This window comes from Listeria innocua (genome assembly GCF_028596125.1).
GTDB lineage: Bacteria > Bacillota > Bacilli > Lactobacillales > Listeriaceae > Listeria > Listeria innocua.
Map to the genome: position 1 here is coordinate 329536 of NZ_CP117229.1, position 26578 is coordinate 356113.

29 protein-coding genes and 1 pseudogene are annotated in these 26578 nt (G+C 38.4%); 14 read left to right on the forward strand and 16 right to left on the reverse strand.

Features of this window, described 5'->3' with window-relative positions; translation table 11 throughout:
- Positions 1-85 precede the first annotated feature (85 nt).
- Positions 86-766, forward strand: a complete 681-nt coding sequence (locus PQQ29_RS02130) for a hypothetical protein (protein WP_187983967.1) — start codon at positions 86-88, stop codon at positions 764-766.
- Positions 767-949: 183 nt separating this feature from the next.
- On the opposite strand, the gene PQQ29_RS02135 is transcribed toward PQQ29_RS02130, so the two are convergent.
- Entirely contained in the window at positions 950-2776 is a 1827-nt protein-coding gene (locus tag PQQ29_RS02135; RefSeq protein ID WP_187983968.1) for a LapB repeat-containing protein, read from the reverse strand.
- Between the two features lie 513 nt (positions 2777-3289).
- On the opposite strand from PQQ29_RS02135, the gene PQQ29_RS02140 reads away from it, so the two are divergent.
- The 4 genes and pseudogenes from PQQ29_RS02140 to PQQ29_RS02155 all read left to right on the forward strand — a co-directional run bounded on the left by PQQ29_RS02140 (position 3290) and on the right by PQQ29_RS02155 (position 4969).
- Positions 3290-3574, forward strand: a complete 285-nt coding sequence (locus PQQ29_RS02140) for a DUF3130 domain-containing protein (protein ID WP_003770276.1) — start codon at positions 3290-3292, stop codon at positions 3572-3574.
- Complete coding sequence (locus PQQ29_RS02145; protein WP_010990355.1) at positions 3575-3943, forward strand: hypothetical protein; 369 nt, start codon at positions 3575-3577, stop codon at positions 3941-3943. It abuts the gene before it with no gap.
- Positions 3940-4476 (forward strand): annotated as a pseudogene (locus PQQ29_RS02150) (T7SS effector LXG polymorphic toxin); the annotation flags it as partial. The gene PQQ29_RS02145 and the pseudogene PQQ29_RS02150, both read left to right, overlap by 4 nt.
- Before the next feature lie 121 nt (positions 4477-4597).
- Positions 4598-4969: an inorganic diphosphatase gene (locus tag PQQ29_RS02155; RefSeq protein WP_045553231.1), complete on the forward strand. Its 372-nt coding sequence runs from the start codon at positions 4598-4600 to the stop codon at positions 4967-4969.
- A gap of 79 nt (positions 4970-5048) precedes the next feature.
- Here the strand turns inward: PQQ29_RS02155 and PQQ29_RS02160 are convergent, their stop codons facing one another.
- The 11 genes from PQQ29_RS02160 to dhaM2 all read right to left on the reverse strand — a co-directional run bounded on the left by PQQ29_RS02160 (position 5049) and on the right by dhaM2 (position 13099).
- The gene (locus PQQ29_RS02160; protein ID WP_003723191.1) at positions 5049-5381 is read right to left on the reverse strand and encodes a bacteriocin immunity protein; all 333 of its coding nucleotides are present in this window, start codon (positions 5379-5381) and stop codon (positions 5049-5051) included.
- Positions 5382-5446: 65 nt separating this feature from the next.
- Positions 5447-7444, reverse strand: coding sequence for a transketolase (tkt, locus tag PQQ29_RS02165; protein ID WP_045554015.1), 1998 nt, complete (start codon positions 7442-7444; stop codon positions 5447-5449).
- A 1-nt stretch (position 7445) separates the two neighbouring features.
- A complete protein-coding gene (gene fsa, locus PQQ29_RS02170; protein ID WP_003723193.1) occupies positions 7446-8102 on the reverse strand; it encodes a fructose-6-phosphate aldolase in 657 nt (218 codons plus the stop codon).
- 46 nt (positions 8103-8148) lie between these two features.
- Positions 8149-8913, reverse strand: a complete 765-nt coding sequence (locus PQQ29_RS02175) for an SDR family oxidoreductase (protein ID WP_003723195.1) — start codon at positions 8911-8913, stop codon at positions 8149-8151.
- Between the two features lie 25 nt (positions 8914-8938).
- On the reverse strand, positions 8939-9385 hold the full coding sequence (gene rpiB / locus PQQ29_RS02180; protein WP_187983969.1) for a ribose 5-phosphate isomerase B: 447 nt from the start codon (positions 9383-9385) through the stop codon (positions 8939-8941).
- Between the two features lie 6 nt (positions 9386-9391).
- Positions 9392-10156 carry a triose-phosphate isomerase gene (locus tag PQQ29_RS02185; protein WP_187983970.1) on the reverse strand — a complete coding sequence of 255 codons (765 nt, stop codon included), beginning with the start codon at positions 10154-10156 and terminating at the stop codon, positions 9392-9394.
- Positions 10157-10159: 3 nt separating this feature from the next.
- Positions 10160-10810 carry a dihydroxyacetone kinase ADP-binding subunit DhaL2 gene (gene dhaL2, locus PQQ29_RS02190; protein ID WP_003770292.1) on the reverse strand — a complete coding sequence of 217 codons (651 nt, stop codon included), beginning with the start codon at positions 10808-10810 and terminating at the stop codon, positions 10160-10162.
- A gap of 21 nt (positions 10811-10831) precedes the next feature.
- A complete protein-coding gene (gene dhaK2, locus PQQ29_RS02195; RefSeq protein WP_003770294.1) occupies positions 10832-11827 on the reverse strand; it encodes a dihydroxyacetone kinase subunit DhaK2 in 996 nt (331 codons plus the stop codon).
- A 21-nt stretch (positions 11828-11848) separates the two neighbouring features.
- Entirely contained in the window at positions 11849-12190 is a 342-nt protein-coding gene (locus PQQ29_RS02200) for a Lin0368 family putative glycerol transporter subunit (protein ID WP_003729093.1), read from the reverse strand.
- A gap of 15 nt (positions 12191-12205) precedes the next feature.
- Entirely contained in the window at positions 12206-12637 is a 432-nt protein-coding gene (locus tag PQQ29_RS02205; RefSeq protein ID WP_003760281.1) for a Lin0368 family putative glycerol transporter subunit, read from the reverse strand.
- Positions 12638-12721: 84 nt separating this feature from the next.
- Positions 12722-13099 (reverse strand): dihydroxyacetone kinase phosphoryl donor subunit DhaM2, encoded by a 378-nt coding sequence (dhaM2, locus tag PQQ29_RS02210; protein ID WP_003770298.1) that lies wholly within the window; start codon positions 13097-13099, stop codon positions 12722-12724.
- Positions 13100-13281: 182 nt separating this feature from the next.
- Between dhaM2 and PQQ29_RS02215 the strand changes: the two genes are divergently transcribed.
- From PQQ29_RS02215 to PQQ29_RS02225, 3 genes are all read left to right on the forward strand, one after another.
- Positions 13282-14046, forward strand: a complete 765-nt coding sequence (locus PQQ29_RS02215; protein WP_003765236.1) for a DeoR/GlpR family DNA-binding transcription regulator — start codon at positions 13282-13284, stop codon at positions 14044-14046.
- A 65-nt stretch (positions 14047-14111) separates the two neighbouring features.
- A complete protein-coding gene (locus tag PQQ29_RS02220) occupies positions 14112-14522 on the forward strand; it encodes a GNAT family N-acetyltransferase (RefSeq protein ID WP_187983971.1) in 411 nt (136 codons plus the stop codon).
- A gap of 98 nt (positions 14523-14620) precedes the next feature.
- Positions 14621-16591: an InlB B-repeat-containing protein gene (locus PQQ29_RS02225; protein WP_187983972.1), complete on the forward strand. Its 1971-nt coding sequence runs from the start codon at positions 14621-14623 to the stop codon at positions 16589-16591.
- Between the two features lie 40 nt (positions 16592-16631).
- On the opposite strand, the gene PQQ29_RS02230 is transcribed toward PQQ29_RS02225, so the two are convergent.
- Complete coding sequence (locus PQQ29_RS02230) at positions 16632-18158, reverse strand: class I adenylate-forming enzyme family protein (protein ID WP_003770304.1); 1527 nt, start codon at positions 18156-18158, stop codon at positions 16632-16634.
- A gap of 238 nt (positions 18159-18396) precedes the next feature.
- On the opposite strand from PQQ29_RS02230, the gene PQQ29_RS02235 reads away from it, so the two are divergent.
- The 6 genes from PQQ29_RS02235 (at position 18397) to PQQ29_RS02260 (ending at position 24841) form a co-directional block, all read left to right on the forward strand.
- Positions 18397-19917: a flavocytochrome c gene (locus PQQ29_RS02235; protein ID WP_187983973.1), complete on the forward strand. Its 1521-nt coding sequence runs from the start codon at positions 18397-18399 to the stop codon at positions 19915-19917.
- Positions 19918-20082: 165 nt separating this feature from the next.
- Positions 20083-21099: an oxidoreductase gene (locus PQQ29_RS02240; RefSeq protein ID WP_010990364.1), complete on the forward strand. Its 1017-nt coding sequence runs from the start codon at positions 20083-20085 to the stop codon at positions 21097-21099.
- Between the two features lie 200 nt (positions 21100-21299).
- Positions 21300-21746 (forward strand): PTS sugar transporter subunit IIA, encoded by a 447-nt coding sequence (locus PQQ29_RS02245; RefSeq protein ID WP_187983974.1) that lies wholly within the window; start codon positions 21300-21302, stop codon positions 21744-21746.
- Positions 21747-21759: 13 nt separating this feature from the next.
- Entirely contained in the window at positions 21760-23154 is a 1395-nt protein-coding gene (locus tag PQQ29_RS02250; RefSeq protein ID WP_010990366.1) for a PTS fructose transporter subunit IIC, read from the forward strand.
- On the forward strand, positions 23154-24014 hold the full coding sequence (locus tag PQQ29_RS02255) for a ketose-bisphosphate aldolase (protein ID WP_010990367.1): 861 nt from the start codon (positions 23154-23156) through the stop codon (positions 24012-24014). The genes PQQ29_RS02250 and PQQ29_RS02255 overlap by 1 nt, the downstream gene beginning before the upstream one ends.
- 56 nt (positions 24015-24070) lie before the next feature.
- Positions 24071-24841, forward strand: a complete 771-nt coding sequence (locus PQQ29_RS02260; protein WP_010990368.1) for a DeoR/GlpR family DNA-binding transcription regulator — start codon at positions 24071-24073, stop codon at positions 24839-24841.
- A gap of 31 nt (positions 24842-24872) precedes the next feature.
- On the opposite strand, the gene tatC is transcribed toward PQQ29_RS02260, so the two are convergent.
- The 3 genes from tatC to PQQ29_RS02275 all read right to left on the reverse strand — a co-directional run bounded on the left by tatC (position 24873) and on the right by PQQ29_RS02275 (position 26495).
- The gene (gene tatC, locus PQQ29_RS02265) at positions 24873-25616 is read right to left on the reverse strand and encodes a twin-arginine translocase subunit TatC (protein ID WP_010990369.1); all 744 of its coding nucleotides are present in this window, start codon (positions 25614-25616) and stop codon (positions 24873-24875) included.
- Positions 25613-25792: a Sec-independent protein translocase subunit TatA gene (gene tatA, locus PQQ29_RS02270; RefSeq protein WP_003760298.1), complete on the reverse strand. Its 180-nt coding sequence runs from the start codon at positions 25790-25792 to the stop codon at positions 25613-25615. Before tatA ends, tatC begins: the two co-directional genes overlap by 4 nt.
- 73 nt (positions 25793-25865) lie before the next feature.
- Complete coding sequence (locus PQQ29_RS02275) at positions 25866-26495, reverse strand: peptidase E (RefSeq protein ID WP_187983975.1); 630 nt, start codon at positions 26493-26495, stop codon at positions 25866-25868.
- Between the last annotated feature and the right edge of the window lie 83 nt (positions 26496-26578).

Sequence of the window (26578 nt, forward strand, 5' to 3'; positions counted from 1 at the left end):
AATATATACGACATTAGAAATACCCATTTTGGAAAAGATGTATGATTTTTATTGTAAAGAATTTCACAAAGGAAGAGGCGATTCTTTGTTAGAGAAAAAGTATCAAATCCATTTACAAAATCATTACGATGCAACGAGTAGGCAAGTGCAAAAGAAAGAAATAAAAGTCTTAAAAAAACGCAAAAATTTATTAATTGGGGAAGTTTTCCCATATCAAATTTGTTTAGAAAGCACGATGGAATATTCAAGATTTATGTTGTGGTTTGAAAAAGAAGTCCAAAAAATCGTGAAAGAACTTTGGAATCAACATTTTATTATCAAACTAACATTATCCCAATTACATTTCCGCGAAACCATTCTCTTTTTAGAGCATTTAAAAGATTTTAGTAAACGGATAACGATTGAATTTATCGGTGAAGACACACCAGAAATTAAAAAACATTTTTCCGTCCAAGAGCAAGAAGCGTTTTTTATAGGGAAACTAAGAATGCTAAAAAAATGGAAATTCATTATTTCTAAACATATCGAAGGCTGCTCAGTGGAACAAACCCTTGCTTTTACCCCGTGTCTACATGAAATAAAATACACGATGAGCCAACAAGCACGAATGGAAGAAAATATTATCGATTTGCACATGTTCATCGATTTTTGGGAATACTGGGCTTCACATAAAAAATTGAAATTTGTAGTCGAAGTGAAAGAAGAGGATTTTATTACGAAGTCTTTGATGCATAAAAAGGTCCACGTACAATTTGAGAATGCGTAGCGGATGAAGTGGACCCGAGAGTTTACTATTAATTAATAATGTTAAGCTGTAGAAAAAGGGAGAAATCTTTTTTACTACAGCTTTTTGATTGTACATTTTTTGCCAATAAGTAATCTACGTTATCAACCTGAAAAGTAGATATAGAAAAAACCTTATCGCGAATGATAAGGTTTTTAATCACTATTAGACTGTTTTTTTCTTTCGTTTGATGAAAAATAGAATACCGAAGCTTAAACAAACAATTCCAGCTAATGACAAACTTAAGCTAGTAATATCACCTGTTTTTGGCAACTGCTTTTCGACTACTTTCACAGGTTGCTTGTCTGTACTTTTCCCACTGTTAACAGCTGCACCATCTTTATCGTTTCCGGGACTTTGCTCGTTGTTAACATCTGTATCATCTTTATCTTTTGGTGGAGTAGGAGCGACAGGATTATCTGTACTTGGTTCTGCTGTCACATATACAATGACGTCTTTCGTAACATCTGATCCTGCAACGCTTAGTGTTACAACGTACTTACCAGGTGTTTGGAAGTCTACTGCGTCTGCGAAATTGCTAGTGATGGTTTCTGTTGCTGGAGTTACGCTTGCATGAATATCGGCAAGGAAGGCTGCTTCTGTTTTTGTAGTGCCTTCTTTGTAACTGATCTCGTCATCACTAGAAATGCTGATAGTTTCTTTGCCAGTATATGGCACAGTAACTCTTCCGGAAAATCTACCATAATCTTCATTTTCAAATGTGTAACTTACTTCACCGTTATCCGGTAAATTTTCCCACGTAATCGTTCTAGTAGCTGCATCATAAATTCCGCCGTTATCTGGTTTGATGATGGAAACAATATTACCATCCTTATCTAACAGGTCTGTCGGAACTGCGTATACAAGTTTATTATTTTGTGTGGTTTGGGTTGGACTTACTAATGTTTGATCCATTGCTTGGTACCCGCCATTCTCAGCAGTAAGATAATCTGGTAAAGAACTAATATCTTTTAACTGGTTATTATTACATCTTACATCCAATACTGTCTCTCCAACAACTAGATTCGTTAGTTGATTATTATTACAAGATAAAAGTAATAAATTTATGTTTTTTCTAACATCTAAATTCGTTAGTTGATTGTCATCGCAATATAAAATCTCTAAAGCTAGATTTTGGGTAGTATCTAAATTCGTTAGTTGATTGTTTTCACAAGATAACTCTATTAAAGCTAGATTTTGATCAATATCTATATTCTTCAACTTATTGTTATCACAAGTCAAATACTCTAGAGCTTGGTTTTGGCTAACGTCTAAATTGGCTAACTGGTTATCAGAACAAACCAAAGTGTTTAAATTCGGATTTTTGCTAACATCTAAATCTGTAAGTTGATTTTTAGTACAACCAAGATTTGTTAAAGCTGGATTTCTACTAACATCTAAATTGGTTAATTGATTGACATCACAAGCCAAATAACGTAAAGCTGAGTTATTACTAACATCTAGCTTTGTTAACTGGTTTCTAGGGCAATATAAATACTCTAAAGCTGTATTTTGGCTAACATCTAGTTGTGTTAATTCATTGTTATCACAAGTCAGTTCTTCTAGAGCAAGATTTTTACTGACATCTATACTTTTTAGTTGATTATCATCAAGATTAAGTATCTCTAGTCCAGTCAAATATTCGATTCCAGTACTATCTTCTATACCTTGGCTCCGTGCATCTAATTCAGTTATTTTAGCTAATTCCTCCACAGTTACAGATTCATCAACGTTTTTGTTCATTTTTTCTGCTACCGCTTTAGCCAAATTATTATCTGGAAAGTAATCATTATAGGTTTTAGTTCCAGCTTGGACAATTTGGTTTTTTAAGTTGTTAGCTGTTGTTTTTTCTTTTAAGTCTGTTGCAAGCGATTGGCTCTCGCTTTTAGTTTCGTTTCCGGTTGTGCTCTCTGCGTGTACTATTGGTATCGGAAGGCTGCTTGTTACGGTGGCACTTAATGCAATTATTGTAAAAATTTTGGACAGTTTCATATTTAGTTACTCCTTCAGCTGCTATTGTCTTTAGCCCGTTCAGTTATATTAATCAAGAAGTATATTAGCATGGGAAGATTAGATTTTATATAGAAATCTCAAAAAAAATACAAAATACCGGACAAATAGTGTCGAAATTGTTACAACTTAGGTGGAATTCTAATTTCTGAACAATACTTAAAATGATGGATTCGTGGATGAATGGTTCTATGTCTTTGTTTTAATCGTTTTTTGAGGTAAAAAACTAATCGGAGGATTTGTCTCTGTGGAGCGCGGTTTTACTAATGATAGAGAAGAATTTCGCTTATTTCTAAATGAATAAGTCATAATAATAGTATAAATTTGTTGTGAGATTGATTTGAATAAGTTAGATGGTATAATGTTAAGTTTTTCACTTGAAAAGCTGATTTAGAGCTATTTTCCAATGAATTGTTTCACAGAACGCTCACAAAAGAAGTGCGCTACCGGTGATATAATGAGGGGGAAGGATATACATAGAGAGGAAGCGTACAGATGAGAGAAATAAAAGTCAACGAAAGGGCCTTCCAGCAACATGCAACCAAATTTGCAAGTAAAAGTTCGGGAAGATACTTGCCATTAAAAAACGGGAACATGGCATATTCGAGAGCCAATTCGATTGATCAATTGCGCTCGGCTTTGATTGAGTTGGTGGATGTCGTGGAAGATTTCCAACATGTGACCAAAAAAGATGCGAGCCGGCTTAAGAAAATGGGTATTGCTTATGCTAAACAAGACCAATTGATGGGACAAAAAATCAATCAGTTGGAGGTGCGTTAAATGGATAGCGCACATAGTCAGCTTGAACAACAACTCCAACAAATTAAAAAAGCGAAAATAACGGCAGAAACAGATGTTGACCAAACGAGAAGAAAACAAAATGAACAAGATTGGCTAGAAGAGGACAGCGACCAATTAACACAAGAAAAACGGATGTTATTAGACTTTTTGCGCAGTGGCTGGCAAGGCGAAGAAGCCAGTGGTTTTCATCGTTATTTAGAAGAGCAACAGCACGAAGAGTCCGTGGCTTGGAAGAAGGATCTCCAAGATAAAAGAACCGATTTAGACAAGGAACTACAAGAAAATAAGAACAGGCTCCACGCACTAGGAACAAAACAAGCCACCTTGCAAAAGGAGTGGAGTAAGTGAGCCGGATAGATATTGCGGAATTGAATGACTTTCTCTACGGCTTACGAAAGAGTAACGCGGAAGCTAAAACGATGATTAATCAGATTAAAGATGCAGCGATGGATTATGCCCAAGACAATAGTTTAAAAGGGGAAGCAGTTACTACATCCAAACGATATTTTTCTAGCGCCTATACAAGTATTTGCCAGAGCATCATCGAAGCACTAGATGAAAGTGAGGAGCGGCTCGCGCAATATATTCGCGAGTTCGGGAGCCAAGTGGATAGTTCGCCTTCCGCTAGAATTGATGCAGAAATCTTACAAGAAGCGATGGCCAAGGTTAGCCAGTTGCAGCGAAAAGAAGAAGATTTACACCGGCAATTGACGGCACCGAACACGAAGCCAGATATGCAACAAGTCTATGCAGTGAAATCAAGAAGCGTTCATACCCAATTGCTGAAAGCCATCGAACAAGAGAATATCCTAGAAAAATATTTGGCTTTTGAACAAAGTCATGGCCCGTTTTTTAATGCATTAGCCGAACTCATTCGAGCATAGATTGTTAGTTAAAGTTTTTCATAAAAAAACTAAATCGTTTGGAACTGGGAAAAGAAGGCATATACAAAGGTACTTCATTCGAATTTTGAAATAAAAAACATAGAAAGGAGAAAATCATATGGTTTCACGTAAACAATTAACCCATAAAACTCAACTTTCTAAAACAAAAAAACAAACCCTAAAAGTAACCATAGATCGCCCTATAGGTTATACCGACAAATTCGACAATGTCTATCCGCTGAATTATGGATTTGTGGAAGGTGTCATTGGTGGTGACGGGGAAGAACAGGATGTGTATGTTTTATCGAGAGAGATTTCTGAGCCGATTGAAACGTTTCAAGGAGATTTAATTGCGGTGATTACTCGGAATGATGATGTGGAAGATAAATGGGTTGTCGCACCGCCAAATGAGAATTTCAGCATAGAGGAAATTAGGGAGAAAGTACATTTTATCGAGCAATATTTCGATTCGGAAATTAAATTGATTTAGGGTGCTTTTACAAGCTAGACAAATAAAAACAGGAATTCTCTATTTGGATGTAGAGGATTCCTGTTTTTTACAGTTCATTTTAATTGCTTGGAAATTGATTGGTCACATTTAAAGTGTTCATTCCGCCCCAAAAGCCTTTTGAAAGAGCGATTTTCTCTATCTCTTTTAATACGTTTGCTTCCTCAGGATTTAAATGGATTTTTTCGACGAAGCATAAGGTATGGATGTTTTGATAGACAGAACGGGCTTCTAATTCGACTGTTTGAGAGGCTTTTCTGACTCTGATGGTAGCTGTAGTCAAAATTTCTTGTAACCGGGACGAATTTTGGTTATTTAAAGAAGTATCCGTCTCAAATAAATTCTTCAATTCCTCGAATAAATCTATAAGCGCCTCTGGAGTATTCTTTTTCATTAAAACGCACCTCTTTTAATAAAGTATCTTACTATAGAATACTCCTTTTTGATAATTGAATCCACCTACAACTGCTTCAATGCAAGCTCCGTCAAATTATCCACAGTAAACCCAAATCGCTCTGCTAGCTCATCTCCCGGGCCAGACATTCCAAATGAATCAATCGCGAGGATTTCGCCTGTGTCGCCAAGGTATTTGTGCCAGCCGTATGATGCGCCCATTTCTGCGGCGAAGCGTTTTTTCACTGCTTTTGGTAAAATGGACTCTTTATATTCGGGGCTTTGTTTGTCGAATAAATCAAAGCTTGGCATGCTGACTACGCGTGCGCCGAAGCCTTTTTTAGCGAGATTATCTCTGACAGCTGTCATTAGGTGTACTTCGGATCCAGAAGCGAGTAAGATAATATCTAGTTTATTAAGCGGGGAATCGGCTAAGATGTAAGCACCTTTTGCTAGACCGTTTTTTGCTTTTGCTGCGCTGTTTGGTAAAATTGGCAGGTTTTGGCGGCTGAGGACTAGCATAGTAGGTTGTTCTTTTTGAGTAAAGGCATAGCGGTATGCTTCTACGGTTTCGTTGCCGTCAGCTGGTCGGATGACGTGAAGTCCAGGCATGGCGCGGAAGGATGCGAGATGCTCGATTGGTTCGTGTGTTGGACCGTCTTCACCGACCGCGATGGAATCATGGGTCATAATGAAGGTGGATGGAATGCCCATTAAGGCTGCTGAACGAATCGCGGAACGTAGATAATCCGAGAATACGAAGAAGGTCGCGCCGAATGCTTGAACTCCGCCGTGAAGCGTCATGCCGTTGACTGCTGCTCCCATCGCAAATTCGCGGACGCCGAACGAAATATTTTTGGCGGCATAGTTACCTGGAGCAAACCGTTCGCTAGCTTTTAAATTGGTTTTGTTGGAAGAGGCTAAATCAGCTGCGCCACCAAATAAGTTAGGTAGTTTTTTCTCCAATTCTTGAAGGACAATCCCTGATACTTCACGGGTTGCAACTGGTTTATCATTATTTTCATCAAAGACAGGTAATTCTGCATCCCAATCTGGATTCAAATTATCATCCATTAATTGTTGCAAACTTTCTGCGAGTGCTGGATATTTTTGTTTGTAAGCATTGAATGTCCGGAGCCAGCTGCTTTCACTAGCACGACCTTTAGAATGATAAAATTCTTTCTGATTTTCGACAGTTTTTGGTAATTCAAATGGTGGCATTTGCCAATCGTAAGCTTCTTTTGCTAGTTTGAGTTCTTTTTCGCCAAGCGGGGAGCCGTGTGCCGCTGATTTTCCGGCTTTTCCAGGGCTACCATAACCGATGACCGTCTTCACTTCGATTAAAGTAGGACGGGATTTCTCGGTTTTTGCAAGATGGATTGCTGCATCAAGCGCATCTAAGTCATTCCCGTCGTCCACACGTAGCGTTTGCCAACCGGCTGCTCGGAATCGGAGTTCGATGTCTTCTGAAAAAGACTCGTTTAAATCGCCATCCAGTGAAATATCGTTTGAATCATATAAAACAACTAATTTTCCCAGTTTTAAATGACCAGCAAGGGATGCGGCTTCGTAGGAAATACCTTCCATCAAACAGCCGTCACCGCATAGCACATAGGTATTATGGTCAACAACCGGGAATTCTGGTTGGTTAAATTTGGCGCCAAGGTGAGCCTCGGCCATTGCCATCCCAACTCCCATGGCGAAACCTTGACCAAGTGGACCGGTAGTTGCATCGACACCAACCGTATGACCAAATTCAGGATGACCGGGCGTTTTACTGCCAGTTTGGCGGAAGTTTTTCAGCTCGCTCATTGGTAAATCATAACCAAATAGATGTAGCAAACTATAAAGCATTGCCGAACCGTGACCAGCTGACAAAACGAAGCGATCGCGGTTAAACCAAGTTGGATGTTCTGGGTTGAATTTTAAATGATTTTTCCAAAGCGAGAAAGCCATTGGTGCGGCTCCCATCGGCAAACCGGGATGTCCGGAGTTCGCTTTTTCAATCATATCCATTGATAATACGCGAATCGAGTTAACCATTTGTTCATCAATTCTGCTCATATTAATTGCCTTCTTTCTGACTAAACGCTTCCCAATCTTTTAAAAATCCTTCAATACCTTTATCAGTCAAAGGATGAGACCAAAGTTTCGGGAAAAGGCTTCCTGGGATAGTCGCGATATGTGCTCCGGCTTCAGCAGCTTCTTCTAAATGCCCGATATGGCGGATGCTTGCGGAAATGATTTCTGCTTTTAGACCATAATTATCAAGCACTTTTTTCAAGTTTTTAATTAAAATCATTCCGTCTGTACCAATATCATCTAGTCTTCCTAAGAACGGGCTAATATAAGTCGCGCCAGCTTTTGCAGCCATTAATCCTTGGGAAACAGTGAAAATAAGCGTAACATTTGTTTTAATGCCTTCAGCTGTGAGGGTATGGACTGCTTTTAAACCTTCTTCCGTCATAGGAATTTTTACTACTACATTTGGCGCCCATTTTGCTAGAATTCGAGCTTCTTCTACCATTTTGTCTGCTTCGAGGCCGATAACTTCTGCGCTAACTGGGCCGTCTACGATAGAACAAATTTCTTTAATTACTTCTTCAAATGGTCGACCTTCTTTAGCGATGATGGTTGGGTTGGTTGTCACACCGTCCACTAAACCTAGTTCGCTAATTCGTTTTATTTCCGATACGCTTGCTGTGTCCAAGAAAAATTTCATTATTTACTCGCTCCATTCTCTCAGCTGAACTTTAAAGCTGAATACTTTATTTAATCGTATAACCGCCGTCGATAATAAGATTTTCACCAGTAATAAGGCTCGCTGCGTCACTTACTAAAAAGAGGGCACATGCGGCAACTTCTTCTGGATAACCAAATCTACCGGCTGGAATTAATTTTTTCATGTCTTCGCCGACTTGACCTGCCCAAGCTTTTTTGCCTAGTTCCGTCAAGATAACGGTTGGGGAAATCGCATTAACATTAATGTTGTAAGGCGCCCATTCCATTGCTAGCACTTGAGTCATTGAAACAATCGCAGCTTTACTAGCACAGTAGGCAACGTGTTTATCAAGTGCGATGACAGAAGCTTGAGAGGCCATATTAACGATTTTACCGCCGCCAGTTGCAATCATTTCGCGACCGATAATTTGCGCCATTAGGAACGAACCTTTTAAGTTCAGTTCCATTGTTTTATCCCAGTATTCTTCTGGTAAGTCTTCTGCTTTTTCGAGAAGTGCGACACCAGCTGAATTGGCCAAAATATCGATTTTTGGATAGACTTTTTTGATTTCGGCAACGACTTTTTCGATGTTTTCTTTCTTAGTAATATCGACTTGAAGTGCGAGCGTTCTTGATGGGTTGATTTTTGCTGCGACATCTTTTACATCTTCTTTAATATCAAGCAAGACAACATAAGCTCCTTTTTCGGAAAAAAGCTCTGCCATTGCTTTACCAATCCCGCTTGCTGCCCCAGTTACCACGGCTACTTTGTCTGTAATGTTAAAATCTTTATCAAAACCTTTAAAAGTCATTTTTCATTACCTCCAATAAATTTTTTTATCTATTTTTTTGGTCGATTTCTTCCATTAAATCTACTTTTGCTTGGGAACGTCCACCTGAAAAGTGGCTATCCAGCCATGTGTCAAGCAGCGAAACGGCAAGGGATGGCCCGATTACAAGAGCGCCCATGGTCATAATATGTGCATCGTTACTTTTTCTTGCACGTTCTGCTGAATATGAATCATGAATTTGTGCTGCGCGAATGCCGTGAATTTTGTTTGCTGTAATGGCCATTCCAATACCTGTACCGCAAATGAGGATCCCCCGGTCATAATCGTTGTTTTTTACTTCTAGTGCTACTTTTTCGGCGATACTTGGATAAAGTACTTTTTCATTTTCAAAACTGCCGAAATCAGTAAAATCAATATTTTTCTCCTTTAAACGTGTGATGAGGGTTTGTTTTAGTTCGAAACCCATTTCGTCACAACCAATTGCGATTTTCATACTAACTCATCCTTTCGTTTTGCTAACAATAGAAACAATGTCGGCAAAATTTTGCGGTTTATGGCCAAATCTTCCGACGAATAAACCATCGACATTTTTTTGACGGACAATTTCTGCGGCGTTTTCTTTGCTGACCGAGCCGCCGTAAATAATTCTTACGAGCGTTTCATCACCGCCTAGTTCGCGAATAATTTCGCGCAAAGCTTGATGAGCGCTTTCGATGTAGTTTGTCTCAGCTGAAGATGCCTTTCCAATTGCCCATTCCGGTTCATAAGCCAGAACAACATTTTCCCACTGTGCTAAATTAATTGTCTGAAACAGCGCCTCGATTTGTTTTTTTAGCGCTTTTTTTAATTTATTTGTATCATTCGCATGGATTTCTTCACCCACACAGACAACCGGAGTGATTTTTTCATCCAATGCGAGTTTAATCTTCTTAGCTATCTCACTTGTTTTTTCATGAAAAAGGTTTTTGCGTTCTGCGTGACCAATTTCGACATAGTTCGCGTTTAGATCAATGATAGATTCTACCGAAAATTCACCAGTTAGCGGGCCGGATTTCTCCGGCGCCATATTTTGTGGACCAAAGCCAAATGATGTCCCCGCTAAAAGGTTGGCGGTCGTTTCGAGTGTGCCCATAGAAGGAAAGATAAACGTATCCACATCAGAAAAATTTTCAAGAAGAGGGATAGTCGCTTCTAACCATTCAGATGTCTGAGCCCGAGTGTTAATATAGTTTTTCATATTAATTCCAACTAAGGGTTTACGCATAAATCAGACCGCCTTTTTTAAATTTTCTAAAATGACATTCATTAACATCCAAGACGATTCAGAGCCAGGATCAAGATGACCGATTGCTCGTTCGCCAAGTCTTAGTGCGCGACCTTTCTTAGCAATAAGTGGGATAGTGGACTGAGCGCCAGCATGCATAGCATCTACAAATGCGGAAAAAGTTTCGATTGGATCTGCATTTGTATCTCGATTTTGAAGAACTTCCACGCCAGGCAAGAAGGCGTCCATCATCGTTTTATCACCAAGTTCGGCTTTTCCGCGATGTTGAACCGCAGCGGCCCCATTTATAATCATGCCGCAAAGCTCGTCGAAGTTAACCTCCGTTTTCCCAGGAACATCAGCGCCACATTTCATAAAGAAACTGCCATAAAGCGGGCCAGATGCGCCGCCAACTTTTCCAAGGAGAATCATTCCGGATTTTTTAAGCAAGGTTGCAATATCGGGAGAAACAGTGAGTAATTCGTCTAATTGTTTGTTCACTTCACGGAAGCCTATGCTGAGATTGATTCCGTGGTCGCCGTCTCCAATATCCGAGTCCAGTCCGGTTAAGTAATCACGTTCTTTTTCAATTAGCGCTCCCATGTCCTGTAAAACGTGGCCGAAAAAAGCGCTATCCATAACTAATTCGCTCATTTTTATTCCTCCAGTAGTAATTTAGTCCACTTTGAAATATGGTGTGTCGCACGGTGTATCTAAAAGATCTTTCAGTTCATCGTCTAAACGAACCAGTGTAATTGACATACCAATCATGTCCATCGAAGTCGCGTAGTTCCCAACAAGTGGGCTATGAATGTGTACACCTTTTTCTTTCAAAATTTCATCCACGCGGCGATAACAAATATATTGGTCCATCACTGGTAAACCGCCAAGTCCATTGATAAGTACATGTACTTCTTCGCCAGCAGTTAATTTCATTTCTTCTATAAGATAGCCCATAATTTGATCGACTACTTTATCAGCTGGTTCGATGGAAGTACGTTTAATTCCTGGTTCACCGTGGATTCCCATACCAACTTCCATTTCGCCTTCTTTCATTTCGAAAATGGCTTTACCAGTTACAGGAAGGGTAGAAGAAGAAAGCGCAACGCCCATCGAGAACGTATTAGCATTTGCTTTTTCAGCAGCTTGTTTTACCGCATCTAGGTCAAGGCCTTTTGCTGCTGCAGATGCCGCTGCTTTAAATACAATTAAGTCACCAGCCACACCACGACGATCTTCTACATTTTCAGCAGAGTAAATATCATCTGTTACAAGTACTGTTTCAACGCGAATACCGTCGTCCGCAGCCATTTCAGCGCCCATATCAAAGTTCATCACATCGCCAGCATAATTTCCATACATATATAAACAACCTTTACCGCTATCAACAGCTTTTACTGCGTTATAACAAGGTTCTGGAGAAGGGGAGGTATTAATATTTCCGACTACTGCCGCATCCGCGAAATCTTTTCCAACATAACCAAGGAAAAGTGGTTCATGACCAGAACCGCCACCAACGATAATCCGCACACGAGGTTCTTCGCTCATTTGTTTGCTTACGATTACTCGCTTATCATTTTCTGCAAAATCTACGTATTTCCCTTGTGCCGCAACATAACCAGCTAACATTTCTTCTACTGCTTCATACCCATCATTCACTAAACGTCTCATTTTTCTTCCTCCTTCATATTTTTATAAGAATAGTGATAGTAAAAATCCGCCAAGCACGCCGCCAACTACAGCTGCTGCCAAATTGACTACCGATTTAGAAAATTTACCGCCTGTTAAAAGGGAAGCTGTGAATACACCAATACCAGCTGCAACCGCCATATCTACCCAAACTGTTCCAGATTGATAGATCATTGATTTTGGAATACCATGATTAATTGTCCAAACTGTACCAACGATAAATGCTGCTGCCATCCAACCTCCGATAGCACCCCATTCATCAACCATTTTCCCCCACATCATTCGAATAGCAAAAGGGAATAAAAAGCCACCTGCAATCGTTGCTAATGCAATACCAATGCTCATTATTTACACTCCTTTTTAGACTAATTGATTTTCGTTTAAACGCTCTTCTTCTTTAATATTCATGCCAGGTTCTGTTTTTTCTTGTTTTGCTTCATGTTTTCTTGCCATATCTTTTTCAATTGCTGCTGCTACGATTCCAGCTAAAACGGCTCCAATCGCAACAAGACCAATCGTTGGAAGCGAACTTACTAACTCGCCACCACCACGCATAAAGACATCACGCATAATTCCGCAAATCCCAATTCCGACAGCCATATCAACGAACGCTGCATCTTCATCATTTTCGATTAAACCAACATGGTGATTCATAAACCACATTGGCCCAATAATAATGAACGCTGCCAGATAACCTCCAAAAATACCATAATTCTCGGCAAGTGGAGTCCAAACACTCATAACAATCATACCTGCGATACAAAAACCAATCATTCCTCTAAAGAATTTCATAATAAACTCCTTTCGAAAATAGTATTGTCATGTAAAAATTAATTTACATTGTTCCCAGTTACAAAATTGCGTTTTATTACTTTTTTAGTGCACGTTTGTGAGTTCTTGTAGGATAGCTTCTTTGGATGGATTAACGAGAGATTGAACAGCAGCAGTAAATGCGCCTTCAACTAATGGGGCATCAATTATCGTTGTTTTTTCTAGAAGTTCAGTATCTAATAATTCAAGTGCTGTTTCGGCACTTAAGATAGCGCTTCCAATATCGCAAAAAATATAAATATGTTCAGAATTAGTGCAAGTCGCGATATTATCGGCTATCATGAGTGCATTTGTGCCAAGGCGCCCATCGCCAGTTCCGCCAGAAGAAATAATATGTACTGTATCTCCAACCATTTCAACAATCATTTCCTGGAGGCCTTCTGTGATTTTTTGACTGTGAGATACTAAAACAATACTTATCATTTGGTTGCTCCTTTCTGTTTTTAATTGTGTTTAGTTGCTATTTAAATCCTAACATACTTGTTTTTTATTGTAAAGTGTTATCTTTTGTTGTGTTTTATAAAATATATTTGTGTTTTGTTATTTTTTTGGGTAATATGTATATACATAAAGAAATCATTGATAGGTAAAAGGAGGGCGAGCAGATGTTTCCATTTGAAAGACAAAACAAAATTATTCATCTACTAGACCAAAATAACAAAATAACTGTACCAGAATTAAGTCGTATCTTGGATGTCTCGATTAGCACCATCCGAAATGATTTATCTGCGTTAGAAGAAAGCGGGATGATAAAAAAAGTACACGGGGGTGCGGTACTTTTAAAAAGCGAAGAGAAATTTACTAATTTTAATGACCGAATTATTCGCAACATCGAAGAAAAAGAAGCGATTGCGAAAGAAGCGGCGACTTTAGTAAAAAACAACCAAACGATTATCCTTGACGCCAGTTCAACGGCGCTTGCACTAGCAAAAGAATTACATGGTTTTTCAAGACTGACTGTGATTACAAGCGGTCTTTATACGGCGATCGAACTAAAAGACAACCCGAATATTAGCGTCATTTTAACTGGCGGGATTGTAACAACGAACTCTTTCACACTGGAAGGGATTCTTGGCGCAAATTTAATCGAAAATATCCACGCTGATTTATGTTTTATGTCAGCTAAAGGTTTTACAATGGAGGAAGGCTTAACAGATTTCAACATTTATGAAACCGAACTAAAACGACTTCTTGCAAAAAGAACCAATAAACTGGTTGCGCTTCTAGATCATACAAAAATGGGAGTAATCTCCACCGCAAGCATTACAACAGCAGAAAACATCGATTTACTAATTACGGATAACAAGATAAATAAAGCATTATATAAAAAATTCCAAGATGCGGGACTTCCGGTCAAAATTGCGGAATAAAATAGAGATTGAAACTCTTTGGGCGACAATTGGTTCAAAGAGATTTTTTTGATAGGAGATTGAAAATGGATTATATTATTACAACTGATTTACCAAATGCGGAGGAATTTGTTAAACTTCGAGTGGATGCTGGTCTTAGTTTTCGATCTATTGAAGTATCACGTCAGGCTCTGTTGAAGAGTGTGTATTTTGTGGGGCTACGTTCGAAGGAAGACGATACGCTTATTGGAATGGGGCGGCTCGTTGGTGATGGAATTATGTTTATCGTTTCTGATATAGCAGTACTTCCGGAATTTCAAGGTAAGGGTTATGGAAAACTAATTATGACCCATATTAAAAATTACATTGATTCGAATTTAGATAAAACTGCTTGTGTTACATTACTTGCCGATGTACCAGCAGATCGTTTATACAAACAATTTGGCTTTCGGGAGTCAGCACCAGCTTCAATCGGAATGATTTACCAAATGAAATGAAAACAGCTTGAGGGTGTCCTCGAGCTGTTTTTTTATGTTTCTGCTGATAAGAAAATGGGAACTAGATACTATTAAACTTTTTTGTCAGGGGGAGCAAGATGAAATCTAAAGGGAGACTGTTTTTGTACGTTGTTTTGGCGTTGTCGATTGTTATTGGAACGAATGTATTTATAAAAATAGACGCATACGCAGCCGCTGCACCGCCAGCTGCAATCAACCAGATTTTTCCAGATGATGCTTTAGCGAAAGAAATTCAAAATGCACTCGGAAAGTCTAGTACAGCAGAGGTTGTCACACAAACAGATTTAGATACTATTAATTCATTAACCCTTACATCTAAAGGAATCAGCTCCATAGAAGGCATGAACTACTTGACCAATTTAGGAACTTTAATTTTATCAAGTAATCAAGTAAGCGATATTTCGCCACTGAAGGGATTAACTAATTTGACCATGCTTCAGCTAAGTGGAAATCCGATTAGCGACATTAGCGCACTTAGTAACTTAAAAAACTTACAAGCTCTAGATATTAACGACGCGCAAATCACTGACATCACGCCACTGAGCGGTTTAACAAATCTAAAGGGTTTAGGCTTATATAATAATCAATTGGATAACCTTAGTGGAGTAAACAATTTACAACAACTCCGCTCCTTAAATGTTAGTAATAATAAGCTTACAAACCTAGATGAGCTACAAGCGCTAAGCAATTTAGGCGTTCTATATGCAAATGGAAACCAAATTAACAATCTTCAGGGGCTAAGTACTTTAAAAAATCTGTTCTTGCTTGATTTATCAACGAACCAAATTGTGGATACTACTCCACTCGCCGGCTTAACCAATGTACAAACATTATACTTATCAAACAATCAAATTAGTGATGTAACTGGTCTTTCGAGTTTAATAAATTTAGATTGGCTCGATATAAGTCAAAATAAAATTAGTAATATTAGACCTTTAAACAGTTTAACAAAGCTAACAATTATTCAAATGACCAATCAATTAATCGTAAACGAACCAATAAGTTTCGAAAGCACCATAACTATTCCTAATTTAATAAAAAACATTGCGGAACAAACGATTGATCCAGATACGATTAGCGATAGCGGTGTGTATGCGAATGGATCAGTTACGTGGAATTTACCTACTTATATTCCAAAAGTCAGCTATACTTTTATTGAACGTGATACGGTTGGGAATGCAACTGGTAATTTCAGTGGGACTGTAGAACAACCGTTAGTGCAATATTTTAAAGCGACTTTCAATATTGACGAGCAAGAAACAACGGAAAATGTCGAAACAGGGACACTTTTACAAGAACCACCAACCCCAGTCAAAGAGGGTTATACATTTAACGGGTGGTATGATGCTGAAACAGGTGGAACAAAATGGGATTTTACAGTCGATACGATGCCGGCAAATGATATAACCTTGTATGCCCAGTTTAGTATTAATAGTTATACCGCGACTTTTGATGCAGATGGCGTCATTTCTACTCAAACGGTAGACTATCAAGGTTTACTGGAAGAACCACCAGCGCCAACTAAAGAGGGTTATACATTTAAAGGTTGGTATGATGCCAAATCTGGTGGAACAAAATGGGACTTCACAAACAATCAAATGCCGGCGAAAGATATAACCTTGTATGCCCAGTTTAGTATTAATAGTTATACCGCAACTCTTGATGTAGATGGCGTTATTTCTACTCAAACGGTAGATTATCAAGGTTTACTAGAAGAGCCACCAGCACCAACTAAGGATGGTTATACATTTAAAGGTTGGTATGATGCCAAATCTGGCGGAACAAAATGGGATTTCGCAAACAATCAAATGCCAGCGAAAGACATAATCTTGTATGCCCAGTTTAGTAAAGATGCAGCTTCTAGTGGGGACGGTGGAGGAACCGATGAAGGCGGAGGCAACTCTGAAAATAGTACAGATGGAACTACTAATACGGATACTATAAACCACATCGTACTACCAGCAACAGGAGATCATCGTGTACTTTTTCCAATTTTTATTGGGACATTTCTTACGGGTTTAGCACTCTTTACACTTAGAAGAAAATAAATGAAAAAGCAGCTGCATGACGCAGCTGCTTTTTTGAAACTTATTTTTTCAATTCTCGTTCCATCTGCAAACGTTGTACTTTCATTGTTGCAGTGCGCGGAATCTCATCATATTTCATCACAATTGGCTCATTCATATGTGGTAGATCAGAAACTGCGTCCCACCATGCATCCCAGTTCATTTCTTTATCATCATGAACAGCGATAATTGGTTGCGGGCTGCCGTTTTCACCGCGGATAATAACGACTTCATCGAGGAAAGTAAGCGTATCAAGCAGTTTATCTTCAATCGCAAGTGTGCTATCGATCGTTTCGACTAAATCAACTTGACGATCTTGCAAGAATAAGCGGCCTTGCTCATCTTTCATACCGTAGTCACCGCTGTCCCACCAAGGTCCATACACATTTTCTTCAAAACGAGCTTCTTCTTTGTAATAAGTAAGGGCGCGACCTTTAGACAGCATTTGGATATTACCGCTAACTCCGGGTGCAACTGGATTACCGTCTTGGTCCACAATCCGAACCTCGGTTAAACCTGGTACACCAATTCCCATATCACGCGCATTTAATGTTTCGATGGATTGCAGTGTATGGCCACGTAAAATCATTGGACCACATTCACTTTGCCCATAAATTTGTAAGAAAATTGGTTTTTTATATTCAGAAGTACGAAGGAAAACCGCCATTGTTTCTTTGTTAATCGCATCAAATGTAGAATGATAAAATTTAATGCTTTGGAAAACATCTGGTTTTTCACGAGCAAGGGAAGCCCATTGTACAAAATGGTTTGGATGGGTTTCAAGCACGTATGGTTTATATTCGCGTAGTACTTTTTCAATATTTGTTTTAGAAGGATTTGCGATTGGTAATAATGGGAAACCAAGTGACATCAAGGAAGAAACTCCAATATTAAAACGAGAATGAACAGGTGAAATATGGAAAGCCACAAGCCCTCTTGGTTTGATGAAATTAAGAATACGTCTTTGGTATTTCGTTCTCCAGCCCATCGAATTAGCGGAGTGCGCAATTAATTTTGGCACGCCAGTTGTTCCAGATGTGTGGGTCATATAAGCAATCATATCTTTTGGTAATTCCTCTTGCTCACAAGTATAGCCGTCTAATGGCGCTTTAAACAATTGTTCAGCATTGATCAATCTTGAGTCCGGCAAATTGTTTAACTGATGGCTTTTATCAGAAGTCTCAGAATCAAAAAGCAACCAGGGTTGATCAAGGCGATTAACAAAAATATCAATAGTGGATGCTGGAAGATGAGGCGAAACCATAATTGGCACAGCACCAATATAAGAAATCGCAACTGCTAAAATATAAGAATCAAATTTGGCAGATTTATAAACGATTACTTTTTCTTCCTTACGCACACCGAATCTATGTAGATGAGCTGCTTTTTGGATGATAGCTTCTTCGCATTTTTTGTAGGTGGTGTGAAGACCTAATTCAGGAAAAGTAACAAGCTCTTCATCAAAATGGATTGGCATTTCTGGATAGCGTTCAGCAGATTTTTTGAAGTTGGTATAGAGATTAAGCGGTTCATACTTTTTTATCGTCATATGGCGATGCTCCTTTAATATTTGATGTTGTTATTATATCACTTTGTCGAAATAATGAGGAGTGGTTACTAAAAACATTTTCGTCATTTTAAAAAAATCTGTAAATTGCTTGTTTTCTTAATTCAAGAAATCCTACAGATACCCTATAAAGAAATCTCAATTAATGATATAATATGTTAATATAATCACAAACTGTTTGGCAGAAGGAAAATTTTTAAAAAAAGTGGAGGTACAAAAAATGAAAAAAAGGTTAGCTACAACTCTCATCATGCTACTATCGCTTGCATTAATCATCGCAGGTTGTGGCAGTAACAACACAAGTAAAAGTGACTCGGCGAAAACGAAAGAAAAAGAAAAAACAGAAGTAACATCAGGGGCGTCGAAAACAAGTTATACAGACCCATCTGAATTAAAAGATAAATACGATATTGTTATCGTTGGTGCAGGTGGCGCGGGAATGTCAGCAGCACTAGAAGCAAAATCTAAAGGGATGAATCCAGTAATTCTTGAAAAAATGCCACTTGCAGGCGGAAACACAATGAAGGCCTCTTCTGGTATGAATGCATCTGAAACTAAATTCCAAAAAGAACAAGGAATTAATGATAGCAACGACAAGTTTTATGAAGAAACATTAAAAGGCGGTCACGGAACTAACGATAAAGCAATGCTTCGTTTCTTCGTAGATAACTCCGCTAGTGCAATTGATTGGTTAGACTCTATGGATATTAAATTAAACAACTTAACTATCACAGGCGGAATGAGCGAAAAACGTACCCACCGTCCTGAAGATGGCTCAGCAGTTGGTAAATACTTAGTAGACGGTTTACTAAAAAATGTACAAGAACAAAAAATTCCAGTCTTCGTTAATGCAGATGTAAAAGAAATTACACAAAAAGACGGAAAAGTAACTGGTGTTAAAGTAAAATTAAACAATAAAGACGAAAAAACAATTAGCTCGAACGCAGTAGTTGTAACAACTGGTGGTTACGGTGCTAATAAAGATATGATTGAAAAAGAACGTCCAGACTTAAAAGGATACGTAACAACGAACCAAGAAGGAAGTACTGGCGACGGTATTAAAATGATTGAAAAACTTGGCGGGACAACAGTAGATATGGACCAAATCCAAGTTCACCCAACAGTTCAACAAGATAAGTCTTACCTTATCGGTGAAGCTGTCCGCGGTGAAGGTGCGATTTTAGTTTCTCAAGAAGGTAAACGTTTTGGAAACGAACTAGATACACGTGATAACGTAACTGCTTCCATCAATAAATTACCAGAAAAATCCGCATACCTAATATTCGATTCAGGCGTAAAAGATCGCGTAAAAGCTATCGCGCAATACGAAGAAATGGGCTTTGTTGAAGAAGGTAAAACAATTGATGAATTAGCTAGCAAAATCAATGTTCCAAAAGAAGAACTAACGAAAACATTAGACACTTGGAATACAAGCGTTAAAAACAAAAAAGACGAAGCATTTGGTAGAACAACTGCAATGGATAATGATTTATCCAGAGCTCCATACTACGCAATCAAAATCGGCCCAGGAATTCATTACACAATGGGTGGCGTAAAAATCAATACAAATACAGAAGTTTTAGATAAAGACGGTAAACCAATCACAGGCCTATTTGCTGCTGGCGAAGTAACTGGTGGCTTACACGGGGAAAACCGTATCGGTGGGAACTCTGTCGCTGAAATCATTATTTTTGGACGTCAAGCTGGCGATAAATCAGCAGAATTTGTAAAAGCGAAGTAAAAATTTCTTAACCAATAGTTATGTGATTACTTAAAAATAAAAACTTGCTAAGACGCTTAAAATAGACGTTTTAGCAAGTTTTTTTATTGGCTAAGTAAAGCGATAGTGTAGTACTATGGATAGGAGCTAATACTAATTTTAAAGCTTTAATAAGGAGGAAATAATATGTTGAAAATGGGTTTTATCGGAAATGGGAAAAGCACGAATAGATACCATTTACCGTTTATTTTAGAGCGCGATAATATTGAAGTGAAGACAATTTATAATCGAAATCCCAAAACAGCCACATGGGACAAAATCGAAGGGGTGCATTATACAACAGATTTAGATGAGCTATTAAAAGACCCTGAAATAAAGCTAATTACCATTTCAACTACACAAAGCTCTCATTTTGAATATGCAAAAATGGTCTTGGAAAATGGTAAAAATGTACTTGTCGAAAAACCATTTATGATGACTTACGACGAAGCTAAAGAAATATTCGAACTAGCTAAAGAACGCGGTTTACTAGTACAATGCTACCAAAATCGTCGTTTCGATTCTGATTTCCTCACAGCACAAAAAGTGATTGAAAGCGGAAAATTAGGCGATTTATTGGAAGTGGAAATGCATTATGACTATTTCCGTCCAGAAATCCCAGAATCCGTCCATGAATTTAAATTCTACGATAGCTATCTTTATGGTCACGGCTGCCACACGATTGATCAAGTTTTATCTTATTTCGGAAAACCAGACGACATTCACTACGATGTGCGCCAACTGCTCGGCGAAGGACGAATGAACGATTATTTCGACCTTGATTTATATTATGGCGTAACAAAAGTTTCTGTAAAATCAAGCTACTTCCGCATAAAAGCCCGTCCAAGCTTTGTCCTATACGGCAAAAAAGGCATGTTTACAAAAGAAACAAAAGACCGCCAAGAAGAACATTTAAAACTCTTTTATATGCCAAGTAATCCGGACTTTGGGATTGACTTACCAGAACACTACGGCACGCTAACGTATGTCGATGAAGCAGGAGTTTGGCACGAGGAAAAAGTTATTTCCGAAGTTGGCGATTATGGTCGCGTGTATGACGATTTATACGAAGCGATTATTAATGGAAAACCTAAACAAGTAACGGACGAAGAAACCTTGCTACAAATGGAGATTTTGGAAAAAGGCGTCGAAGCTTGTAAATAATGAAAAATTGTCTGCGGGAGCAATCTAGCGGACAATTTTTTTAGATAAAAATGATTGATTTCGTTCAAATAAACCGTCAAAACAACCGTAAAAATGAACTTTTTGCATAATACACCCATAATATTGAATGAAGTCGTTCAGCATGATATAGTGTAATCAAACAAGTGAAGCGCTTACTTTGTTGAGAGAGGATGTGGATTATGAATATATCGAATTTAATTAATAAAGACCGAATTATTTTTGATGATCGTATTCAAACAAAACAATTATTATTTGAAAAAGCAGCTGAAGTACTAGGTGAAGAAGGGTCTATAACAAATCCAAAAAAATTTATACGTGACTTATACAAACGAGAAGAAGAAACTTCCACTGGAATTGAAGATGGTTTTGGCATCCCTCATGCAAAAAGTAAATATGTAAAAGAACCATTGATTGTTTTTGTTCATTCTGGCATTATAACTGATTATTTTGGATTAGATGATTCACCGATTGAATGTAGTTTTCTTATTGGCGTTCCGAAAAAAGCCACAGATGTTCATTTGCAAATATTAAGTGAGCTGTCAAGGAAGTTAATGAACGAGGAATTTTGCGAAAAATTAAAAAATTCCAAAAACAAAACTGAAATTATAACAATTTTATCGAACTAAGGAGGCGTTTCACATGAAAATAGTTGGTGTTACTGCTTGTCCCACTGGTATTGCTCATACGTATATGTCTGCCGAGAAATTAACTATAACGGCAGAAGCGCTTGGTTACGAAGTGAAAATCGAGACTCAAGGAGCAAAAGTAGAAAATGTTTTAACAAAAGAAGACATCGCGACTGCTGATTATGTCATTTTGGCAGTGGATAAAGAAATAGATACATCAAGATTCGCTGGAAAGAAAATTAAAAAAGTATCCACTTCCAGAGCGATTAAAGAGGCTGATGTGGTTATTGAAGAAACTATTTCAGGTAAAGGGTTAATCAATTTAGAGGCGAAAAGTTCGGATGTAAGCTCTGAACAACCTTCAAAAGCAAGTTTATACAATCACTTTATGAATGGTGTTAACTATATGTTGCCATTTGTTATAGCTGGCGGGATTTTAATTGCCATTAGTTTTGCTTTTGGGATTGATGCCTCAAACCCTGACTCTGATTCGTATAACGCACTTGCAGCTGCATTTTCTAAAATTGGTGGGGATACTGCGTTTGGTTTAATGGTTCCAGCACTTGCAGCGGGGATAGCGGTTTCTGTTGCTGGTCGAGCAGGATTTGCGCCCGGACTTGTCGCAGGGACACTGGCGACTGTTGGTGGATCAGGATTTCTAGGCGGTATGATTGGTGGTATTTTGGCTGGTTACGTGGCGCATTTCTTTGCTAATAAAGTCAATGTCACTAAATCACTTGCTTCGATTTATCAGTTGATTGTTGTACCGCTTTTAGGGATTACGATTGTTGGTTTGGCGATGGTATTTATTATTGATACACCAATCGCTTGGGTTTTAAATGCGCTCACGAGTTGGTTAAATGGACTTGGTGAGACATCCGGCGTTGTGTTTGGCCTACTCATTGGTGTGATGATGGCAGCAGATATGGGAGGGCCAATCAATAAATCTATTTCAACCTTTTCAATCGGGTTAATGTCAGCAGGTGTAACGGCGCCGATTGCGGCTTGTATGGCTGCTGGAATGGTTCCGCCACTTGGATTAGCACTCGCAACATTATTATTTAAAAACAAATTTACAAAAGAAGAAAAAACAGCGGGGAATTCTTGTTGGGTGTTAGGTGCATCCTATATTACTGAAGGAGCAATTCCTTTCGCAGTTGCTGATCCGCTTCGGGTTATCCCGAGTTTGATGTTAGGTTCTGCAACAGCGGCTGCAATTTCGATGGGAGCAGGTGTTACTTCGATGGCGCCTCACGGTGGAATTTGGGTAATGTTCATTCCAAACGTTATTAACCATCTATTTATCTACTTACTAGCAATTGCAGCAGGTACAGTCGTGACAGCAATTTCTGTCGGACTATTAAAAACCCCGGTAAACAAGCGAAAAAATAAAGAGGAGATGATATAATGTTATATACAATGAAAGATCTTTTAGCAGTAGGAAAAGAACATCAATTTGCGGTACCAGCATTTAATATCTGTAGTTTTGATATGTTAAAGGCGATAATGGAGGAAGTGGAGGCAAATAATGCTCCTGTAATTTTAGAAATTCATCCGGATGAAATAGAATATCTTGGTGATAACTTTGTTGCAACAGTAAGAGAATACGCACATAGAAGTAAGGTGCCGGTCGTTATTCATATGGATCACGGTGGAACAATTAAAGATGTGATGCGGGCTATTAGAAATGGCTATACTTCCGTCATGATTGACGCTTCAAGAGCCAGTTATGAAGAGAATGTCGCTTTGACAAAACAAGTGGTTGAACTTGCGCATAAAGTCGGTGTTTCTGTTGAAGCGGAACTTGGAACAATCGGGAACAATGGTTCAGCAGAAGGCGGGGCGGATACAATCATATATACTGACCCTGACCAAGCAGAAGATTTTGTACAGAGAACTGGCATTGATACGTTGGCCGTAGCTATTGGAACGGCGCATGGTTTATACCCAAAAGATAAAAAACCAGAACTGAATATGCCTCTTTTAAAAGAATTAAATAAACGCTTGGATATTCCGTTTGTACTTCATGGTGGTTCAGGAAATCCAGATAAAGAAGTCAGTGAATCAGTACAATACGGCGTTAGGAAAGTAAACCTTAGTTCAGATCTGAAAAGCGTGTTTTTTGAAGAGGTTCGCCGCGTTTTAGTGGATAATCCTGCGATGTATGAACCAAATCAAGTGTATCCATCAGCTAATGAAAAAGTAAAAGAAGTTGTAAGACATAAATTACACATTTTAAATACTACTGGTCAAGCAGATAAATACTAATAAGAAGGGTAGAAGCGCTAGTTATAGTGCTTTTGCCCTTTAAGGAGTGGAGGAACATGTTAAGCACAGCAAAAGAACGGCAACTAAAAATCGTTAACCGGCTAAAAGTGGAACAATTTATGCGGATTATTGATTTAGTGGAGCTTGTCAACTACAGCGAAGCCACTGTTAAACGGGATTTAGTAGAATTGGAAAAAGAAGGACTTGTGAGACGAACAAGAGGCGGCGCAATGATTATCGATAATAAAAAAATCGATTTGCCTTATTTAATGAAAATGAACGAGCGGAGTAATGAAACGAGTAAAATAAGAATTGCCGATATTGCAAAATCACTGATTCGCGATGATATGGTGATTTTCTTAGACTCAAGCTCAACCTCCCTGCATTTAATCGACGTTTTAAGTAAATTTGATGGACTGCAAATTATTACAAACGGGGTCATGACGGCTTCCATGCTATCAGAATTTACAAATGCAAGAGTTAGTATTTTAGGAGGCTCGATTTTAACGAAGCGATACACGGTGAACGGCGCAAAAGCATACAATGATGCCCTAACTTATAATGCGGATATTGCTTTTGTTTCATGCCGCGGGATCGACTATGACAAAGGTGCAACCGAAACACATGAAGGTGAAGCGCTCATCAAACAAGCTTTCAGGCGCCAGTCAAGTTCGCTCGTTTTACTTGTTACTGAAGAAAAAGTAGGACACAAGTTTATGCACCAAAGCTTAGCATGTCATGATATTGACTATTTAATTACGGACTTCAAACTGGACTCAGATGTAGAGGAACAGTTCAAAACCCATCAAATTACTTGTTTGTATTAATTGAAAAATGCCTTGAAATCCACATCCGATTTCAAAGCATTTTTTTCATGTTCATTTCCTTATCCATTCGCCGCACAGTAAAGCCAGACACAACAATGCTAATCTCATACAGCCCTATGAGCGGAATGGTAATCATCAAATGCGATAAGATTTCTGGTGGAGCGATGAATGCAGCGATAATCAATAAGCAGAAGTAAGCATATTTCCGTGCGCGCCGCATTCCGTTTGGTGTTATCAGTGACAACCTCGTTAACAGCATAATCACCATCGGAAGTTCAAATAATACACCGAATGAAAGCACAATTTGTAGTAAAAATTGAAAATAAGTTGCGAGGCCAATCGTCGTTTCAACGCCAAGTTCAGCCGCGAATTGGAACATAAATTTTAAAATAAATGGAAAAGTAATTACATAAGAAAAAACGACACCGCATAAAAAAAGTAAAAAAGTAATCGGAATATAGCGCAGGGTAATTCGTTGTTCGGATGCATGTAAGCCGGGTTTTACGAAGGCCCATAATTGATATAAAATAACCGGAAATACTAAAATAAGCCCGATAATAAACGCCATTTCGATATAGATTTGAAAAGCATCCGTCACTTTAAAAACGTGCAAAATCACTTCTTTTGGTAAGTCATCTTTTTGGAGAAATAAAATTAACGGCTTGGAAACGAAAAGCCCCACAAAGAAAGCGAGAAAAAAGGATAGAAGTATGATTAATAATCTGGTTCGCAATTCTTTCAGGTGTCCAGTGAGGCTCATGGAAACTTCAGTCACGGGCGTGAATCTTCTTTTTTAGTTTCTTCTTTTGAATCATCCATCATGCCTTTTGTCGCATTTTTGAATTCGCGAAGAGTGTCTCCAGCAGCTCTACCAAGCTCTGGCAGTTTTTTTGGTCCGAAAATCACAAGGGCAGCTCCGACAATTAAAGCGATACTTCCTGGTCCGATCATTTCGATTTCCTCCATTCATTAGTTGAAAATGATAATCATTATCAACTAATTCTAAATCGAAACCTACTGGATGTCAATCTGTTTTTCCATTAGCAAGTTTAGTGATTACTTCTTCATCGCGAACGAGAATAGCTTCATGATTGCTAATCGGATGCATTTTTAAACTTTTAGTATAGTCAGCAACTACTTTTTGCGTTATTTTTTTAAACGGAATATTGTTGTAGTGCGGGAGTGTGTAGAAATCGACTAAGTTTAAGGCATCGTAGTTTGTTAATTGTTCGGCTTTTTTGGGGCTGTCCATCGATTGAATGTATGCAATATTAGGTGAGGTGATAACTGCTCCGGCTGATTCACCGATGTATAATTTTCCAGCAGCAATTTCTTCTAAAATTAGTTTATCTGCCCCAGTTCGCTTTAATTCCTGTAACAAAAAGAAGGTATTGCCTCCAGTAACATAAATAAAATCATTTTTTCTGAGTGTCGCAGCAATGTGGTCTAAACTTTCTGTAGCAACATCGAGTTCTACGACGAATAACCCCAACTTCTCCAGTGCTTTCTTACCAGCTTCTACATAAAAAACTACTTCTTCGACTGTGCTAGCGGTCGGGATAAAAGTAACGGTTTTTCCTTGGAGATTGCTTTCAAATTCAGTAAATAATGGCACAACATCTTTAAAAGACGAGGTTAAAAATAAGTTTTTCATTATTCTAGCTCCTTTGGTTTGGTTTCTAGTTATAGTATAATATTAAAAGGTATCAAATAGTGACACCTTTTAATATTGAAAAA